This window comes from Nocardiopsis nanhaiensis (assembly GCF_054778635.1).
This window is the reverse complement of the sequence record NZ_BAAGZJ010000062.1, coordinates 1-17568: the sequence shown is the minus strand read 5'-3', so window position 1 is coordinate 17568 and position 17568 is coordinate 1. Positions and strand designations below refer to the sequence as shown.

The window sequence follows — 17568 nt, the reverse complement described above, 5'->3', positions numbered from 1 at the left end:
GGGGAGAGGCCCTGGTGGGGCCGGCGGGATTCGAACCCGCACTGTACAGCACCTAAAGCTGCCGTCTCCTGCCAGTTGGACTACGGCCCCCGAGGGGTCACTCTACCGGGACTGGGGACATGACCGGTCGTCCGGCCCCGTGGTTACCGGACGATCGGCCCTTTGCGCCTAGGGCGTGTTCGGTGGATGCTGCCCGTCGCGAGCGGTGCACCAGTGGTGCTGGCACAAGGCCGAAGAAGGAGTTCCCCTACTGTGCGCTGCCTCGCAAGCTCGGCAGCATCGCACAGCGGGGGCCCGCCCGGGTTCGGCTGTCGACTGAGAGATGCGCAGTGACAGTGCCGCTGGGGCGACGCGCAGCAGGGTATGTGTCCGCCGAACACGCCCTAAAGCCCGAGCTCCTTCTTGATCCGGTCGACGTGGCCGGTGGCCTTCACGTTGTAGAAGGCCTTCTGTACCTTGCCGTCGGTGCCCACGATGATGGTGGACCGGATGACGCCCTGGACGAGGCGGCCGTAGTTCTTCTTCTCGCCGAAGGCGCCGTAGGCGCTCAGGGTGTCCTTGTCGGGGTCGCCGAGCAGAGTGAAGGTCAGGCTCTCCTGCTCCCGGAACTTGGCGAGCTTCTCGGGCTTGTCCGGGGAGACGCCCAGCACGGTGAAGCCCGCGTCGGCGAACTCGGTGAGGTTGTCCCGGAAGTCGCAGGCCTGGGTCGTGCACCCGGGCGTCATGGCAGCCGGGTAGAAGTACAGGACGACGCTGTTTCCGGTGTCGGCCAGTACCTTACTGAGAGTGACGGTTTGGCCGTCTGCGTCGCTGAGGGTGAAGTCGGGTGCCTGGTCGCCGGGCTCCAGGCGGATGGGCTCGCTCACTTGTGGTCTTCCTGTCTGCTTCAGGCGGGCCCGGCAGGGGCCCGCGTCGTTCCTGCCTCACAGTACGAGATGTGGGCCCGGTCCGGGGGCGGCAGCACGGTCGGTGCTGGTCGGCTCGGGGGAGGTGCTTCGGTTGCGATTCCGGTTCGGTTCATCCGCTTTGGGAGTGACCAACGATTCGATCACCTATCGTTGGCCTTGCGCTCTTGGTTGGCCCGCTCTCGGTGAGATGCCGTAGCGTGCGCGGGTCGCCCACGACCCGATGGTGTGTCCGGCGACCACCGGACCGGGACACATCCGCTTCGCTTTGGGAGTAGTTCGCCACGATGCCTGGATTCACACTCGACGAGGTCAGGGCTCGTACCCTCAAGGAGCGCGACTCCTGGCTGACGGTCTATCTCGCGGACCCGCTCGCGGTCCGGCTCGTGCGACAGCTCGCCAATCGCACGGCGGTCACACCCAACCAGATGACCGTGGTCGCCCTCTTCCTGGGCCTGGGCGCCGCTGTCTGTTTCGCCTTCGGCTACTGGCCCCTCCTCATCCTCGGTGCGGCGCTGTACTACTTGTGCTTCCTCGTGGACTGCGCGGACGGCAAGCTCGCCAGGCTGACGGGGGCAGAGACGCTGTTCGGCGCCTGGATGGACTACGTCTCGGACCGTTTCCGGGTCCTGGTGTGCGTGGTGGCCCTCATGGGCGGCCAGTACCGGGAGACCGGGCACGTGGCGTTCGTCTGGCTGGCCTTGGCGGTGGTCTTCCTGGACATGCTGCGCTACCTGAACGCGCTCCAGGTGTACAAGGTGCGCCGCGAGATGCGCTCCCACCTGGCGGCAGCACTGGAGCGCGCCCGGGCGGCCCTGTCGATGCTGGAGCCCGAGGGCGACGCCACAGGTACCGCGACCGGCGGTGGCGGCCGGACGATGAGCGACGGCGGCGAGCAGGCGGTGCTGCGACACGGCATCGGGGTGTTGGAGCACATTCTGCGCAGCCAGAACGAGCGGGAGGCGCGCAATCAGCGCGCCGCGGGTAAACAGCCGGACCTCACCCTGCCCAAGGTGGACCTACACCAGGAGTTCCGCACCCGTTTCCCCTGGTACCAGCGGTTCTGGGCGGCCCTCAACGCCCGTCGGGTGCGGACCCACCTCGTGGGTGGGATCGAGTTCCAGATAGCGGTCTTCGTGGCGGCCCCGATCGCGGCGGTCGTCTTCGGGCCCCCCGCGATCGGCTGGATCACGGCGTTTGTGGGCGTTTTGCTCCTCGCCTTCGAGATCGCCATCATCTATAAACTGTGGTTGTCCACACGGGACTTCTTCCGTGTGGTCGACGGAATCGACGGTGCGCTGAGATTCTCTGGTCCGTCCGACGGCGCGGAGGAGCAGGACCGGGACACCGGCTCGGACACGGGCTCTCAGACGACCGCCCGCTAGTGGAGAGAGGCAGCCCCATATGACGGGACGCGACACCGAACCGCGCCAGACGCCGGCGGAGGTCAAGGCCGAGATCGACCGCGAACAGCGGAGGCTGGCGGAGACCCTGGACGTGCTCAGCGAACAGGCCAAGCCCGGGAACATCGCCCGGCGCCAGTTCGCGAAGGCCAAGGACCACGGGACCCGGATCTTCGACGAGGCCCGCGCGCTCGTGGTCGGCGGCGGTGCCGTCCGAGTGGAGAGCCACCTGGTGGAGCCCGAAGAGGGCAGCATCGTGCTCAAGGGTGACGACAAGGTGGTGACCACCTACCAGTCGCGCGGCCAGCTGCCCCCCGAGGCGCTGATCCTCGCGGCCGGTGTAGGAACCGTTGTCGCCGTCGGTGTCATCGCCTGGGCGGTGCGCCGCAAGAGGAAGTAGGAACGGTCGGGCAGCATCCACCGGACACGCTCCAACCCCCGCAATGACTTCGACGGGGCCCGCGCGGTGCACGCGCGGGCCCCGTCGCTCTTGTTCGCGCTCTTGCTCCAGGTCTGCCGACGCGGGGCTTCGGCTCAGAGGAAGGCCTGGCCCTCCCCCCTGTAGGTGGGGACGGCGCCCTCGTAGGTACCGGTGTCGGAGTCGATGAGGTGCAGCGTGTTGAAGCGTTCGCAGAGCTCGCCGGCCTTGGCGTGGCGCATCCACACCCGGTCACCGAGGGCCAGCCCGCGGGCGGGCTCACCGATCAGCGGTGTCTGGACCTCGCCCGCGCCCTCGTTGGCGCTGTAGGACAGTCCCTCGGGTAGGTGGGGGATCGGTGCGCGCTGGGCGTCGGTCGGCCCGGAGGCCGGGTAGCCGCCGCCGAGGGCCGTGGCCACCCCGGGGGCGGGACGGCGTACGACGGGCAGCGCGAACAGGGCCGCTGGGCGGCCCTGGAAGGACCGGTAGTGGTCGAACAGGTGGGGCTGGTAGAGCCCGGACCCGGCGGCCAGCTCGGTGACGGCCCTTTCGCGACCGGTGGTGTGCAGGCTCCCGGTGCCCCCGCCGTTGACGAAGCGCACGTCGGCGACGGCGCGGACGGCTCGGGTGATCGCCGCTCGGCGCTTGGCCAGTTCCACGGCGGACCGGCGCTGGACGGCGCGCAGCAGACGGCCGTAGAGGGGCCTGCCGGGAGGTGAGTCGCCCACTCCCGCGATCTGCCCTTCGTAGGCCATGATCCCGTCGAGTTCCAGTTCGGGGCGGCGCACGACGGCGCGGGCCAGCTCGGCGGCCTGGGACGGTGTGCGCACGGGGGAGCGGAGGGTTCCGATACGCATGCCGGGTCCCAGGGGCTGCCAGCTGGTGTCGATGTCCAGGCACACGCGGAGGCGCGGGGCGTCGGGGCCGGCGTCGGCGACGGCGGCGGAGATGAAGTCCAGGTGGGCGGTGTCGTCGACCATCAGGGTGATGACGCGCGCGGCGCCGGGCGTGCGCGCGAGTTCGGCCAGGGCGGCGCGGTCCGCGGTGGGGTAGGCGACGAGGATGTCGCCGCTGAGCGGGCCTTGGGGGTCGTCGGTGGCCAACCAGAGCGCTTCGGGCAGAGTGAAGGCCATGATCCCCGCGTATCCGGGCTGTGCCAGGGCCTCCCGCAGCAGCGCGCGGCTGCGGACGGACTTGCTGGCGACCCGGATGGGGCGGCCGTGGGCGCGCCGGGTCAGGTCCGCGGCGTTGGCGCGGAAGGCGGCCAGGTCGACCATGGCGAAGGGGGCCTGGATTTCGCGCGTCGCGGCCTCGTACTTCTCACGCAGGCTTGTCATGCCCTTGAGGATGCCAGAACATGAATGTCTTTCATATTGTCTGATGGGCCGTATTTCTCGCGTTCGGGTACATCCGCAGGTGACACGGGCTACGCCGGGAACGGCCCCGCAGGATCCCGGTCCTCGATACCCTGGGGTGTCACGGCTGATCAGCCGGTCGACCCCGGGAGTGGTTCTCTTCATGAACGAGCGCGAGTACGTCCTGACCCTTGCCTGCCCCGACAGCCGGGGCATCGTTGCGGGGGTGGCCAACCTACTGGCCGACCACGGGTGCAACATCACCGAGAGCCAGCAGTACGGTGACAACTTCACCGGACGCTTCTTCCTCCGGATGCAGTTCGTGACGGAAGCCGGAGTCTCCGGACCGGTGAGCGAGGACGAACTCCGGGGCGCCTTCGCCGCTCTCGCCAGCGACTTCGGGCGTGGCCCCGGCGACTCCTTCGTCGAGTGGGCCCTCCAAGCGCGTGACGTACGGCCGCGCATGATCGTCATGGTGTCCAAGTTCGGCCACTGCCTGAACGACCTCCTCTACCGCCAGCGCAGCGGGCTGCTCGACATCGACATCGCCGCGGTGGTCTCCAACCACCCCGACCTGGAGTTCCTCGCCAACTCCTACGGGGTGGACTTCCACCACCTGCCGGTCACTCCGGAGACCAAGCGGGAGCAGGAGGGGCGGATCCTGGAGCTCGTCGACTCCTATGACGTCGACCTGGTGGTGCTGGCCCGCTACATGCAGGTGCTCTCCGAGCAGCTCTGCACCAAGATGTCCGGGCGCATCATCAACATCCACCACTCGTTCCTCCCGAGCTTCAAGGGTGCGCGCCCCTACCACCAGGCACACTCGCGCGGTGTGAAGCTGATCGGTGCCACGGCCCACTACGTCACGGCCGACCTGGACGAGGGCCCGATCATCGAGCAGGAGGTCTCCCGCGTGGGCCACACCCAGAGCCCGGAGCAGCTCACCGCGATCGGCCGCGACCTCGAATCGGTGTCCCTGGCGCGCGCCGTGAACTGGCACGCCCAGCGCCGGGTCCTGCTCAACGGGGAGAAGACGGTCATCTTCGACTAGACGCCTTCCAGTGGCTGCCCGCTCCGGCGACGCGGCCCGGGACAATACCGGTTTCGGACGCTCAGGGGTGCCTACGGGCACCCCTGACGTTTTTCTTGTGTCGGTGGGGTTCCGGGGGTGGGAATGGGGCAAGGATGGTAGAACCATGGCCTGCTCGACCAGGCTCTTATCGCTTTGAGTACCTTGTTGACTACACATCGTGCGTATAAGGTGTGATGAGGTCGAAACCTCACCGGCCGCCTTGACGCGAGGCGGCCCGGTTTCGGTCCACAATCCCTGAGCCAAAAGGCTCCGAAGAGGGGGCACAAATGGGCAAGCACTTCGACGACGCTGCGGGCAAGGGCAAGGAGGCCTTCGGCAAGGCCACCGGCGACCGCGGCACCGAGGCCGAGGGCAAGGCCGACCAGGCCAAGGCCGCGGCCAAGGACAAGGCGGACCAGGCCAAGGAGAAGGCCGAGGAGCTCAAGGAGAAGGCGGAGGGGGCCTTCGAGTCCGCGGGCGACAAGGTCAAGGACACCTTCAAGAAGAAGTAGGGACGATCAGGCCGGTTTGCACACTGCGTAGGGGGACCAGTGTCGGACATGAAGACCGAAGCCGCGGTGCCGAGCGCCCGCGAGGCGGGTGCGAGGCGCGACTCGGTGAGCAAGAGCGACCAGGGGCACACGCAGATCGCTGACGGAGTCGTGGCCAAGATCGCCGGGATGGCCGCGCGTGAGATCGGTGGCGTCTACGCCATGGGCGGCGGAACCGCACGCGTGGTCGGGGCAGTACGCGACGCCGTGAGCAGGGGCAGCTCCGGAGGAGGGTCGGTGGCCCAGGGCGTCTCGGTGGAGGTCGGCGAGCGCCAGGCCGCCGTCGACATCGACCTCGTCGTCGAGTACGGCGCGGCGATCCAGGACCTCGCCGCCGCAGTACGCCGCAACGTTACGACCGCGGTCGAGCGGATGACGGGGCTCGAGGTCACCGAGATCAACATCAACGTGGACGACATCCATCTGCCCGAGGACGATGACTCAGACGACGGCGACACCGAGCCCAGGGTCAAGTAGCCGTGGCCGGCGGCGACACACCGGGCGAGTCCGCGCTGACCATCGCGGAGGAGGCCACACGCTTTCCGGACGTGGTCGAGCTGTCCTCCGGATACTTCGGCACGCTGAGTACGGCGGTGCCGGGGGGGATGATCCGCGGGGTGGCGATACGCGACGACTACGTCGAGGTCGGTGTGGTGGTCCGCTACGGGCGTCCGCTGCCGGAGATCGCCGCCGAGATTCGCCGGGGCCTGACCCCGTTGACCGGCGGCCGCGCCGTCCACGTGTCAGTGGAGGACGTGGTCGCCGGGCTCGGTGACGGTGCGCGCACGGCCAGCTGAGAAAGCTATGAGCAGGGCGTTTGATGAGAGGGGGTAGCCATGTGGCCCATCGTTGGACTGTCTTACGGGACGGTGCTCGGGCTCGCGGCGGCATTCGGCGGGTTCTTCGCCTTCGCGCTGGTACTGGTCCTCGGCCTCGTCGGGTTCGTCGCGGGCCGGGCGATGGAGGGTGAGATCGACCTCGCCGAGATGTTCACACGGCGGTCGGCGTAGACAGGGGTGAGTCGTGGTCGGGGTTCGGAGCGATACGGTCCCTCGCCAGCGGGAGGCCGCGCCCACGAGGGAGGCCGCTGGAAGGCACGCGCGCGCACGGGACCCCGGAGGGCGCACCGAGATCCCCGGTTCCGTCATCGAGAAGGTGGCCGCCAGTGCCAGTGGGGAGGTGCCCGGGGCTCGGGCCGCGCGCTCGCGGGCGGCCCGAGCCCGGGTCAGCGGGGAGGTCGTCCTCCTGAGGTTGCGTGTCGAGGTGAGCTATCCGCGTTCGGCGCGCCAGGTCGCCACTGCCGTACGCGAACACGTGAAGGGCCGGGTCGAATCGATCACCGGCAAACAGGTCCACCACATCGACATCGAGATCGCGGAGTTGGTGCGCTGACATGTCCACCGTGGAAGAGGTGCTCGGCCGTCCGAGCCAGGGCATCGACCGCAGGGCCAGGCGGGTCGCAGTCCACACGTTCCGACCGCGCCGGTCCTGGCCCGCGGTGCTCACCGGGATCGTGATCCTGGCGGTGGCCGTTGTGGCCGCAGCCGAAGTCATCGCGGCACTGGCTGGAAACCCGCTACGGCTGATCCCGGTAGGGGCGGCCACCGACTACGCGGGTGCCGCCACCTGGTCCGAGCCGTCCGTGCAGATCGCCTCGGCGGTCCTGGCCCTGATCGGGTTGGCCCTGATCGTGGTGGCGTTGGCCCCCGGCCGGAGCCGGTGGACCGTTCTTCGCACCGACGACCCCGCGCTCGTCGTCGGGCTGACCAGGCCTGCGCTGCGGCGGACCGTGGCTGCCGCGGCCCAGGGCATCAGCGGGGTCGACGGTGTGCACGTGGCGGTGCGCGGCAAACGCATCCGGGTCCACGTGCGTACCGGCATGCGTGACTCCACAGGGATGCCCGGTGAGGTGACCGCCGCGGTGGAGCGGCGACTGGAGGAGCTGGCCCCGCTGCGCAGCATGCGGATCGCCACCGACGTCCGATACGGGGAGGCCTGACGATGGCGCGCGACAGGTGCCGGAGGTCGGCCCGGGGGAACCGGCTGGGCCTGGTGATCGTGGGGGCGGTGCTGTTGGCTGCGGGCCTGGCCGCACTGGCGGTGGGTCAGGGGTTCCTCGGCGCCGAACTGGCGGCTACACCGCTGCTCAGCGACCGGGTCAACGAGGTGCTCGAACAGCAGTGGGTCCCGTACGCGGGGGTGGCCGTCGCCTTCCTGTCCGGTTTCCTCGCCCTGAGGTGGCTGATGGTGCAGGGCATGAACGACACCGTGGGCCGACTGTTCCTGGAACGCAACGACGCGGGGAACGTGGAGATGTCCGAGGGGGTGGCCCGCGGGGCCTTGGAGCAGGAGGTCTCCCACTACCCGGGCGTTCGCAGGGTGCGCGCCCGCCTCACCGAGTCAAGCGACGAACCGCACCTGCGCCTGGCGCTGACCCTCGACGAGGACGCCGACGTGGCAAGCGTGTGGAAGCGTGTGCGTTCGGAGGCGCTCGCCAACCTGCGCGGAGCCCTCGAACTGGACCGGGTGCCCGCGGTCATCCGCATGTCGATGACCGCGCCCGCCAAGAACCCCAGGCGCAGCCTGGCCTGAGCGGACCCGAAGCGGCGAAGGCCGGTGCCCTGTATCCGGGGCACCGGCCTTCGCCGTGGCGAAGCGTACTCTGTGTACACAATGGTCTTAAGGTATCTTGAGTACATGACTGAGACGCTGACTTCTCGAGAGTTCCGTGCCCACCTCTCCGAGGCGATCGACCGGGCCCGGTCTGGTGATGCCACCGTGGTCACGCGCAACGGCAGAGCGGTCGGGGCGTTTGTGCCGATGGAGGTCCTGGAACAGGCGAGAGAGCGCGAAGAGGAGGAACTCCGCCGTCTCATTGAGGAGCGGCGCGATTCCCCGACGGTGCCGCTCGCCGATGTCATGGCCGAGACCTTGGCGCGTGATGAATAAGTACACCACCATTTTCAAGGTCGAAGCCCAGGCCGAGCTCCGCAAGGTTCCCAGGGAACACGCCATGGCCATTCTGCGTAAGCTCGCGGAGCTGGAGGCCGACCCTTATGCCTTTGGGAGCACCGTTCTCGTCGGAGTTGCCGGACACCGGCGCCTGCGGGTAGGTGACTACCGAGTCATCTATACGGTCGACAACGGGCAACTGGTCATCGTTGTCGTGCAGGTGGGGCACAGGTCCACCGCCTACGACTAGACGGGCGCCCATGAAGGACAAGGGTGGACGCGCCGGGGGTGCGTCCACCCTTGGGCTAGTGCCAGCTGTGGACGATGCTGTCTTCACTCAGGGCGGTGAGTTCGGCGGGGTCGTCGGAGCCGTCGAAGGGGACCGTGTACAGGCTGGTCTCGCCGGTGTCCGACTCGGAGCGGAAGGCGACCTCCGAGCCGTCTGGGGACGGGGCGGGCTGTGAGTTCGTACGCGGGCCCTCGGGGATCAGGGAGCGTTCGACGGGCAGGCCCTCCATCTCGAAGCTCGGCTCGTCACCCCACTCCTCGGCGTAGTCCGCCAGGGTCGCGTCGTCGAACTCCCACACGCTCAGCTCGTTGTCGCTCATGAGCAGGGTGCCCTCATCCACGACGGCGGTCACCCCTCCGTGGACCTCCACGACGACCGGGTCGCCGGGCCCGTCCTCGGGGCTGAGGACCTCTTGGTCCAGGACCAAGGGGAGCGTGTCGTCCATGGCGTCCAGGTCGAGAACCGTCAGGAGGGTGCCGTCGTTCCTGGAGTTTTCCGAGACGATCAAAGAGGACCCGCCCGGGGCGGCCTGAGCGCTCTCGTCCGACCCGTGGATGTCCGTGACGATCACGGGCGTGCCGGAACCGTCCGGGACGGATAGGTCCTCGCACTCATGCGACTCACAGGTGCCTAGCTCCGTGACCTCGCCGCCTTCGAGGTCCATGGCGTGGACGGTGTGGTCTTCGCCCAGCTGCTCGACGAAGACGATCCGGTTCTCCACGTCGTCGTACACGGGGTTGGAGTGGTCGGCGGCTTCGTCGAAGTCGGACAGCTCCTGCTCAGGGCTCAGAGCGGTGAACGTGCCGTCCTGGGACAGGGCCCCGAAGCCTTTGACGGAGTTCCCGCTGACCTCTTCCTCATAGGTGGCGAGGAGGAGGTCGTGCTCGGGGATCAGCCGCCGTTCGAGGGTCGTGCAGTCCGCGGGGAGGCCGACCGCATCGGTCGGCTGCACCGCGCGGCCGTGGGAGAGGACATCGGACTCGCCGTGCTCGATGCCCTCGCCGGTGTACTCGGTTTCGAGGATCTCGGAACCGTCCTCGGCGGAGAACAGGGTCAGGGACAGCGAGTCCGGGGTGCCGAAATGGTGTCCGTCGCTGCAGTCCGACACGAGGATGCCGGGGTCGCCCAGCGAGGGCTCGTCCGGGGCCTCGTTCTGCTCCTCGGCCTCGGGATCGCCTCCGTCGGGCGACGCGGGGCCGTCGTCAGAGGAGCCGCAGGCGGAGAGGAGGAGGGAGAGGGCCGCCAACGGGGCGAGCACGGTAAAGCAGCGGGGTTTGGTAAGAGTATCCACGGGAGGATTTTCTACCACGAACGCGCCGTTTTCCTTTAACCGCTCCGGCTTTTACGGCTGTTATTTGCAGTGAATAATAAAGGATTTCCTTCACGATTCATGTTTATCGGGGAACGGTTCGGAGGGTGATTCAGGTGTGGGGCGGGCCTGGTGGCGAGCTGGGCTCAAGCCACCAGACCCTGGGTGACGGCCGGAGAGGGCGAGCGGGTGGGAGCTCAAGCCCGGTTCCGGCCGTGCGTTCGGTACAACCCGGGACGAGCCCGGAGAATTCCATCGCTTCCCTGTGCTGAGCGGAAAGCACGCTGTTCAGCGGCCTCGCCGCACCGAGCTCAGCACTCGATGACGTTGACGGCGAGGCCGCCGCGGCTGGTCTCCTTGTACTTGTCGTGCATGTCGCGGCCGGTGTCCCGCATGGTCCTGATGACCTTGTCCAGGCTCACGAAATGGCTCCCGTCGCCGCGCAGGGCCATGCGGGTGGCGCTGATGGCCTTGACCGAGGCGAGCGCGTTGCGCTCGATGCACGGGATCTGGACCAAACCACCGATCGGGTCGCAGGTCAGGCCGAGGTTGTGCTCCATGGCGATCTCGGCGGCGTTCTCCACCTGCGAGGGGGAGCCGCCCAGCACCTCGGCGAGTCCGGCGGCCGCCATCGAGGAGGCGGAGCCCACCTCGCCCTGACAGCCCACCTCGGCGCCGGAGATCGACGCGTTCTGCTTGAACAGTATGCCGATGGCCGCGGCCGTCAGCAGGAACCGCACCACGCCGTCGTCACTCGCGCCCGGGCTGAAGTGCAGGTAGTAGTGCAGCACCGCCGGGACGATGCCGGCGGCGCCGTTGGTCGGGGCCGTCACCACCCGGCCGCCCGCGGCGTTCTCCTCGTTGACGGCCAAGGCGTACAGCGTGATCCAGTCGCTGCCGCGCATCGGGTCCGGGTCCACGTGGGTGGGCGCGAGCAGCCCGTGCTCGTCGCAGTTGCCGCCCAGCTGGCGGTACAGCCGGTGCGATCTTCGGGGCACCTTGAGACCGCCGGGGAGACTGCCCTCGGTCATGACGCCTCGGCGTACGCACTGGCGCATCGCCGTCCAGATCTCCAACAGCTCCGCGCGGATCTCCTCCGGGGTCCTGCCGAAGGCCTGCTCGTTGGCGAGCATCAGGGCGCTGATGGACATGTCCGTCTGCGCGCAGAGTTCCAGCAGCCCTTCGGCGCTCTCGAAGGGGTAGGGGACCACGGTGTCGTCGGCCTTGATCCGGTCCGCGCCCGCGGCCTGCTCGTCCACCACGAAACCGCCGCCGACGGAGTAGTACACCTTCGCGGAGACCTCGACGCCGACGTCGTCCAGTGCCACGAACCGCATCCCGTTCGGGTGGTCGGGCAGGCTCTCCTTGCGGCGGAAGTCCACGTCTACCTTGGGGTCGAACGCGACCGGCTCGCTGGTCGGCCCGCCCAAGTACAGAGTCCTGGCCGACCGGACCTCCTCCACCAGGCGCGGGACGGCGTCCACGTCCACGTCCTCGGGGGTGTGTCCCATCAGCCCCAGGATCACGGCGGTGTCACTGCCGTGCCCCTTGCCGGTGAGGGCCAGTGAGCCGTACAGCTCCGCGCGCACGTGGGCGATTTCGGGAAGGACGCCTTCGGAGCGCAGCCAGGACACGAACGTCTTAGCCGCCTTCATCGGGCCGACGGTGTGTGAACTGGACGGTCCGATACCGATCTTGAACAGGTCGAAGACGCTGATGGCCATGGCTGTCCTCCTCATTGAGCACAGGGTGCGGGCCGTGGGCCGGGCCGTGTGGGCCCGCTGGCGGCCCACACGGCGGGGTGTTGCAGCTACAGGTTCGGGTAGAGCGGACGCTTGGCGGCCAGAGCGCTGACGCGGTCGCGCAGGGCGGCCTCGTCGAACTCGGGCTTGAGGGCCTGGGCGATGACGTCGGCGACCTCGGTGAAGTCGCCCTCGTCGAAGCCGCGGGTGGCCAGAGCCGGGGTACCGATCCGGAGGCCGGAGGTCACCATCGGCGGGCGCGGGTCGTTCGGGACCGCGTTGCGGTTGACCGTGATACCCACGGCGTGCAGCCGGTCCTCGGCCTCCTGGCCGTTGAGCTCGGAATTGACCAGGTCCACCAGGACCAGGTGCACGTCCGTGCCGCCGGTCAGGACCTTGACACCGACCTCCGCCGCGTCCGGCTGGGTCAGTCGCTCGGCGAGGATGCGGGCGCCCGCCACCGTGCGGCGCTGGCGATCGCCGAACTCCTCGCTCGCCGCGACCTTGAACGAGACCGCCTTGGCCGCGATCACGTGCTCCAGCGGGCCGCCCTGCATGCCGGGGAAGACCGCGGAGTTGAGCTTCTTGGCGTACTCGGCCTTGGCCAGGATCATGCCGCCGCGCGGGCCGCCCAGGGTCTTGTGGGTGGTGGTGGTGACCACGTCGGCGTACGGCACCGGGTTGGGGTGCAGGCCGGACGCGACCAGGCCGGCGAAGTGCGCCATGTCCACCATGAGCAGCGCACCGGTCTCGTCGGCGATCTGGCGGAACTTCGCGAAGTCGAGCTGGCGCGGGTAGGCGGACCAGCCCGCGACGATCATCTTCGGCTGGTGCTCCTTGGCCAGCGCGGCGACCTCGTCGTAGTCGACGGTGCCGTCCTCGTCGCGCACGTGGTAGGCCACGGCGTTGAGGATCTTGCCCGAGTAGTTGATCCGCATGCCGTGGGTGAGGTGACCGCCGTGGGCCAGGTCCAGGCCCAGGATCGTGTCGCCCGGTTTGAGCAGCGCGAAGTACACGGCCGTGTTGGCCTGCGCGCCAGAGTGCGGCTGCACGTTGGCGTACTCGGCGCCGAAGAGCTCCTTGGCGCGGTCGATGGCAAGCTGCTCGACGACGTCGACGTGCTCGCAGCCGCCGTAGTAGCGGCGGCCGGGGTAGCCCTCCGCGTACTTGTTGGTGAGGACGGTGCCCTGGGCCTCGAGGACCGCCTGCGGGGCGAAGTTCTCCGAGGCGATCATCTCGAGGGTGTCGCGCTGGCGGGACAACTCGGCGTCAACGGCGGACGACACCTCGGGGTCCAGCTCGCTCAGGCTCTGGTTGAGCAGGTTGTCGCTGGTCATACTAGGCCTCGCCTTCGGTCAGCTTGTTGTACTCCTCGGCGGAGAGAAGACCGGTGGGCTCCTCGGATACCCGCACCTTGAACAGCCAGCCGCCTTCGAAGGGGGCGGAGTTGATCGTCTCGGGGGAGTCCTCGAGGGACTCGTTGACCTCCACGACCTCCCCGCTCACGGGGGAGTAGATGTCGCTGACGGACTTGGTGGACTCCACCTCGCCCGCGGGCTCGTCGGCGGTGACCTCACTGCCGACCTCGGGGGCCTCGACGTAGACGATGTCGCCCAGTGCCTCGGCGGCGAACGAGGTGATCCCGACGGTGGCGATCCCGTCCTTGACCACGACCCACTCGTGTTTGGCGGTGTAACCCAGCTCCGTGGGAACGCTCACTTCAACTCTCCTTGGAGGTGTTCCATTTGTCTGCCGTGCGCCTGATGCGGCGAACCGGCCCGGCCTACGCCTTGTCACGCCCCGACAGTGCCGGTCCTTCGTGGGGATCCGGTCGGACGGTGCGTTCAGGTTCTCGAGGGTCGTGGGCGACCCCCCGTTTCCTACGACTGCCGCTTGTAGAACGGCAGCTCGACCACGTCGACTTCCTCGCTGCGCCCGCGCACGTCAACGGAGAACGTTCCGCTCGCGGTGTCGAGGTCGCCGTCCACGTAGGCCATGGCGATGGGGCGGCCCAGTGTGGGTGAGGGGGCGCCACTGCTGATCGTCCCGATGACGGCACCGTCGCGCAGCACGTCCTGACCCTTGCGCAGCGGGCGGCGGCCCCGGGCGGCGATCCCGATCAGGCGCCGTGCCCGCGCGGTACGCGAGGCCTCCTCCAGGGCGGCGCGGCCGACGAAGCCGCCCGGCTTCTCGAACTTGACCACGCGGCCCATTCCGGCGTCGAAGGGCGTGAGGTCGGCGGTGAGCTCCTGGCCGTACAGCGGCATTCCCGCCTCGAGGCGGAGGGTGTCGCGGGAGGAGAGCCCGGCCGGGACCAGACCGTGCTTGCTGCCCTCGGCCATGAGCGCCTGCCAGATCTCCGGCGCCTTGTCGGCGGGCTTGACGAAAATCTCGAAGCCGTCCTCGCCGGTGTAGCCGGTACGGGCGAGCAGGACCGGTTGGCCGGCCACGGTGTGCTGGTAACCGGCGTAGTAGCTGATCTCACTGAGGTCGGCGTCGGTGAGCGGAGCGAGGATGTCCACGGCGCGCGGTCCTTGGACGGCGATGAGCGAGTAGTCGGCGGACTCGTCGACCACCTCGACGTCGAAGCCCTCGGCACGCTCGGCCAGGGCGGAGGCGACGACGGGCACGTTGGCCGCGTTCGCAACGACGAGGTACTCCTGCTCACCGAGCCGGTACGTGATGAGGTCGTCCAGGACACCGCCGTCCTCGGCGGTGATCATGCTGTAGCGGGCGCGGCCGACCTTGACCTTGGACAGGAAGCCGACCATGGCGTAGTCGAGGGCCTCGGCGGCCTGCGGCCCGGTGAGCCGGATCTCGCCCATGTGAGAGAGGTCGAAGAGCCCGGCGGCCTCGCGGACGGCGTTGTGTTCGGCGGTCTCACTGCCGTAGCGGAGCGGCATGAGCCACCCCGCGAAGTCGACCAGCGTCGCCCCGGCCTCTTCGTGGATCTTGTGAAGGGCGGTGCGGCGCGGCGCGGAGGTGGGGTCTGACATGGGCACTCCCGGAGGATGGGCGTCGTGTCGTGCGTAAGGCGTTGCCATCCTCCCCCTCTGTCATGGGTGCCTGAGAGCTTCACCGCGCGCTCGGCGTGGTTTGCACCTTCGGCGAGGGAACACTGCCCCTGCTTTCCAGAGTGGTCTCGCCCGTACGGTCCGCTGTGCCTGAGAGGTTGTCATCGGGGAGGGGATTGCTCCTTCGGCGGCCCGTGTTGGCTACGCGGGCACTCTCCCGTACGGGGTCAGCAACACGTTCAGCCTAGCAGCGGCGACACAGGGCGCCCAAGGGTGCCTGACGGCTTGGCGGTGCCCCGAGAGCAACCCGGCCCACCAAGGGGGCGCATGCCCTAGCGTGTGGGGTGGACGTTCCTTCGGACACCCTGTGGAGGAGACGAGTGAGTACCGAGACCGAACACGCTCCCGGGCGGACCGCGCGTGCCCGAGGGCTCACTCTCGCCGCGGGTTGCGCCTTCACACTGGTCGCAGGGATCGCCTGCGGCGGGGCCGAGGACGAGACCGAGCCCGACGATGGGTTGGCCGGCAACCCTGTGGAACTGGGTGACGTACAGACCGTGGAGCGGGAGGACCTCGCTTCGGTCTTCGAGGACGCCGGGGTCAACGGCACGTTCGTGCTCTTCGACGCCGGAGACAGTTCCGCGGTCGTCGTCAACCTCGACGAGGCCGACGAGCGCGCTGTGCCCGCGTCCACTTTCAAGCTGCCGAACACGCTGATCGCCCTCCAGACCGGGGCGGTGGAGAGCATCGACGAGGTCGTCGCACCCGAGGGCGAGGACGAGCTGAGTCTGCGCGAGGCCCTGCCGACGACGGACGTGCCGGTCCACCAGGAAGTGGCCGACCGGATCGGGTTCGACCGGATGTCCACCTGGGTGGACCGGTTCGACTACGGCAACCGCCAGGTCGGCGACGAGGACGTGATGGACCGGTTCTGGCTCGACGGTCCGCTGGAGATCTCCGCCATGGAGCAGAGCACTTTCATCTCCGAACTGGCCCGCACCGAGCTGCCCGTCGACGTGGAGCACCAGGAAGCGCTGCACGAGCTGCTGGCCATGGAGGAGGGCTACGGCTACCAGCTGTTCGGCCGGACCGGTCTGGGCGCGGACGTCGATCCGGTCCCGGGCTGGTGGGTCGGCTGGGTCGAGGGCGAGGACGACCTGCACACGTTCGCCCTGCGCCTGGAGGTCGAGGAGGACAGCGACGTGGCCCTACGCGAGGAGTTGGGCCGTGAGCTCTTGGTGGAGTTGGAGATCCTGCCCCCGGAGGCCCTGGAGGCCGCAGCGGGGGACTGAGTCGACCCGTGGGACTGACACCTGCTTCCTCTTTCCTTCTCCCGACGTAATCTTGTTCCCAGCGCCGAATTCGGTTCCCTTCCCCGAGTTTCGCGGCGGTGGGGGTTTTCTGTGGTTGGGCGACAATCCCGTGGGGATGTATTCCGTGGGGATGTATTCGGTAGGGCCGGATCCCGTGGGGGCTGGTTGGGGTTGCCTTTCGGGTTGGGGTGTCCTCCTTTCCCGCCGCGTGATTGTGGCCGTCTCCGCTGCGCGCCTCAAGGTCGTCGCCATCGAGCGCTTCGCGCGTCAACGGCGCTCCACCTTGACCCGCTCCGCTACGACGGCGGGTTGGCGGCTATCGGGAAAGGGGGACGGGTGGTCGAGGTCCATGCCATTTCGGGCTCCGCCCGAAAAACGGAACCCCCTCGGCCTGGCGGCCGATTCCTGCCACTGCGCCGGAGCGTTGACGGGTCGGGTGTCGCGGCTGGTCAAGGTGTGTGGCGAACCCCGAACAGCACGGCCTGCGGCCGGGTCGGCCACTGCGCCGGAGCACACCGGTTGCGGGTGTCGCGGCCGGTCAAGGTGCGCGGCGAAAACCCCGATGATCTTGCTACTGGTGGCAAGATCATTCCCATGCTAGAACACATTTGTCCGCTTTGCCCAAGAATGCACACGAGGAATGAGTCCTCCTTTCCTGGTGGCTTATTTTCGGGGAAGGAAAAGGCGGGTTTGGGTGGCTGGGTAAGTGTTGTGTCACCCCCGGGATAGGTCCTTTCTGGGCCTTTCTTGGTATCCTTAGTGGTATGACTTCTTCTTTCGGGCAGTGCGGGAATGCGGCGGGAAACACCCCCGCTGTGGCCGCCATGGGTGCTGCCCGGGGAAAGATCACCTCGGAAATGGCGGAGGTGCCCCCGACCGGAGCAGCTGGCCAGGTCCTGGACGTGATCTCGCAGGTGTGCGAGGACATGGAACAGGCCCAGCTTTCGATGCTGCTGCGGCTGGCGCAGCTGGAGGCGGCCGGGACCCTGTTGGAGGCGGGTGGGCAGAGGTCGGTGCAGAACTGGCTGATCCACTCGGTGGGTATGGCCCCCGTTGAGGCCAACGGGCGCGCCGAGCTGGCGCGCCGGTTGTTCGCTCAGGAGTTGCCCGCCACCCGGGAAGGTTTGGACTCTGGGTTGTTGTCGATCGGTGAGGCGGTGGCGGTGTGCAAGGCCGCTGATAAGGCGGTCAAGGCACGCAACACTAAGGACTGCCCGGATGCTGGCCTCTTCCGGCGGATGGTGG

The 17568-nt window shown here is 68.4% G+C and carries 20 protein-coding genes, 1 tRNA gene, 1 pseudogene and 1 riboswitch; of the genes and pseudogenes, 14 read left to right on the top strand and 8 right to left on the bottom strand.

What is annotated here, in order from left to right:
* Positions 1 to 12: 12 nt before the first annotated feature.
* Together ACYVD1_RS24655 and bcp are read right to left on the bottom strand one after the other, a co-directional pair.
* A tRNA-Leu gene (locus tag ACYVD1_RS24655) sits at positions 13 to 90 on the bottom strand.
* Between the two features lie 293 nt (positions 91 to 383).
* A complete protein-coding gene (gene bcp / locus ACYVD1_RS24650; protein WP_460776870.1) occupies positions 384 to 866 on the bottom strand; it encodes a thioredoxin-dependent thiol peroxidase in 483 nt (160 codons plus the stop codon).
* Positions 867 to 1192: 326 nt separating this feature from the next.
* Here bcp and ACYVD1_RS24645 point away from each other — a divergent pair, with 326 nt between their 5' ends.
* Positions 1193 to 2290, top strand: a complete 1098-nt coding sequence (locus ACYVD1_RS24645) for a CDP-alcohol phosphatidyltransferase family protein (protein WP_460776868.1) — start codon at positions 1193 to 1195, stop codon at positions 2288 to 2290.
* A gap of 19 nt (positions 2291 to 2309) precedes the next feature.
* Positions 2310 to 2708: a DUF3618 domain-containing protein gene (locus ACYVD1_RS24640; RefSeq protein ID WP_460761047.1), complete on the top strand. Its 399-nt coding sequence runs from the start codon at positions 2310 to 2312 to the stop codon at positions 2706 to 2708.
* 134 nt (positions 2709 to 2842) lie between these two features.
* Here the strand turns inward: ACYVD1_RS24640 and ACYVD1_RS24635 are convergent, their stop codons facing one another.
* On the bottom strand, positions 2843 to 4063 hold the full coding sequence (locus tag ACYVD1_RS24635) for an amino acid deaminase/aldolase (protein ID WP_460776867.1): 1221 nt from the start codon (positions 4061 to 4063) through the stop codon (positions 2843 to 2845).
* 181 nt (positions 4064 to 4244) lie between these two features.
* On the opposite strand from ACYVD1_RS24635, the gene purU reads away from it, so the two are divergent.
* From purU to ACYVD1_RS24585, 10 genes are all read left to right on the top strand, one after another.
* Complete coding sequence (gene purU / locus ACYVD1_RS24630) at positions 4245 to 5132, top strand: formyltetrahydrofolate deformylase (protein ID WP_460776866.1); 888 nt, start codon at positions 4245 to 4247, stop codon at positions 5130 to 5132.
* Positions 5133 to 5440: 308 nt separating this feature from the next.
* Positions 5441 to 5665: a CsbD family protein gene (locus tag ACYVD1_RS24625; protein ID WP_460776865.1), complete on the top strand. Its 225-nt coding sequence runs from the start codon at positions 5441 to 5443 to the stop codon at positions 5663 to 5665.
* 48 nt (positions 5666 to 5713) lie between these two features.
* Positions 5714 to 6181, top strand: coding sequence for an Asp23/Gls24 family envelope stress response protein (locus ACYVD1_RS24620; RefSeq protein ID WP_460776864.1), 468 nt, complete (start codon positions 5714 to 5716; stop codon positions 6179 to 6181).
* A gap of 2 nt (positions 6182 to 6183) precedes the next feature.
* On the top strand, positions 6184 to 6501 hold the full coding sequence (locus ACYVD1_RS24615) for an Asp23/Gls24 family envelope stress response protein (RefSeq protein ID WP_460776863.1): 318 nt from the start codon (positions 6184 to 6186) through the stop codon (positions 6499 to 6501).
* A gap of 39 nt (positions 6502 to 6540) precedes the next feature.
* Entirely contained in the window at positions 6541 to 6714 is a 174-nt protein-coding gene (locus ACYVD1_RS24610) for a hypothetical protein (RefSeq protein WP_460761066.1), read from the top strand.
* 13 nt (positions 6715 to 6727) lie between these two features.
* The gene (locus ACYVD1_RS24605) at positions 6728 to 7096 is read left to right on the top strand and encodes an Asp23/Gls24 family envelope stress response protein (RefSeq protein WP_460776862.1); all 369 of its coding nucleotides are present in this window, start codon (positions 6728 to 6730) and stop codon (positions 7094 to 7096) included.
* A gap of 1 nt (position 7097) precedes the next feature.
* The gene (locus ACYVD1_RS24600) at positions 7098 to 7703 is read left to right on the top strand and encodes a DUF6286 domain-containing protein (RefSeq protein ID WP_460776861.1); all 606 of its coding nucleotides are present in this window, start codon (positions 7098 to 7100) and stop codon (positions 7701 to 7703) included.
* Between the two features lie 2 nt (positions 7704 to 7705).
* Positions 7706 to 8296, top strand: coding sequence for an Asp23/Gls24 family envelope stress response protein (locus ACYVD1_RS24595; RefSeq protein ID WP_460776860.1), 591 nt, complete (start codon positions 7706 to 7708; stop codon positions 8294 to 8296).
* A 105-nt stretch (positions 8297 to 8401) separates the two neighbouring features.
* The gene (locus ACYVD1_RS24590; RefSeq protein WP_460761084.1) at positions 8402 to 8653 is read left to right on the top strand and encodes a type II toxin-antitoxin system Phd/YefM family antitoxin; all 252 of its coding nucleotides are present in this window, start codon (positions 8402 to 8404) and stop codon (positions 8651 to 8653) included.
* Positions 8646 to 8906 (top strand): type II toxin-antitoxin system RelE family toxin, encoded by a 261-nt coding sequence (locus ACYVD1_RS24585; protein WP_460776859.1) that lies wholly within the window; start codon positions 8646 to 8648, stop codon positions 8904 to 8906. Before ACYVD1_RS24590 ends, ACYVD1_RS24585 begins: the two co-directional genes overlap by 8 nt.
* Before the next feature lie 55 nt (positions 8907 to 8961).
* Here the strand turns inward: ACYVD1_RS24585 and ACYVD1_RS24580 are convergent, their stop codons facing one another.
* The 5 genes from ACYVD1_RS24580 to gcvT all read right to left on the bottom strand — a co-directional run bounded on the left by ACYVD1_RS24580 (position 8962) and on the right by gcvT (position 14992).
* A complete protein-coding gene (locus ACYVD1_RS24580; RefSeq protein WP_460776858.1) occupies positions 8962 to 10236 on the bottom strand; it encodes a hypothetical protein in 1275 nt (424 codons plus the stop codon).
* A gap of 329 nt (positions 10237 to 10565) precedes the next feature.
* Positions 10566 to 11978 carry an L-serine ammonia-lyase gene (locus ACYVD1_RS24575; protein WP_460776857.1) on the bottom strand — a complete coding sequence of 471 codons (1413 nt, stop codon included), beginning with the start codon at positions 11976 to 11978 and terminating at the stop codon, positions 10566 to 10568.
* A gap of 86 nt (positions 11979 to 12064) precedes the next feature.
* Complete coding sequence (locus tag ACYVD1_RS24570) at positions 12065 to 13333, bottom strand: serine hydroxymethyltransferase (protein ID WP_460776856.1); 1269 nt, start codon at positions 13331 to 13333, stop codon at positions 12065 to 12067.
* Between the two features lies 1 nt (position 13334).
* On the bottom strand, positions 13335 to 13715 hold the full coding sequence (gene gcvH, locus ACYVD1_RS24565) for a glycine cleavage system protein GcvH (protein ID WP_460776855.1): 381 nt from the start codon (positions 13713 to 13715) through the stop codon (positions 13335 to 13337).
* Positions 13716 to 13876: 161 nt separating this feature from the next.
* Complete coding sequence (gcvT, locus tag ACYVD1_RS24560; RefSeq protein ID WP_460776854.1) at positions 13877 to 14992, bottom strand: glycine cleavage system aminomethyltransferase GcvT; 1116 nt, start codon at positions 14990 to 14992, stop codon at positions 13877 to 13879.
* Positions 14993 to 15137: 145 nt separating this feature from the next.
* A riboswitch (glycine riboswitch) is annotated at positions 15138 to 15240 on the bottom strand.
* 150 nt (positions 15241 to 15390) lie between these two features.
* On the opposite strand from gcvT, the gene ACYVD1_RS24555 reads away from it, so the two are divergent.
* Positions 15391 to 16302, top strand: coding sequence for a penicillin-binding transpeptidase domain-containing protein (locus tag ACYVD1_RS24555; RefSeq protein ID WP_460776853.1), 912 nt, complete (start codon positions 15391 to 15393; stop codon positions 16300 to 16302).
* A gap of 785 nt (positions 16303 to 17087) precedes the next feature.
* Positions 17088 to 17568 (top strand): annotated as a pseudogene (locus ACYVD1_RS24550) (HNH endonuclease signature motif containing protein); the annotation flags it as partial.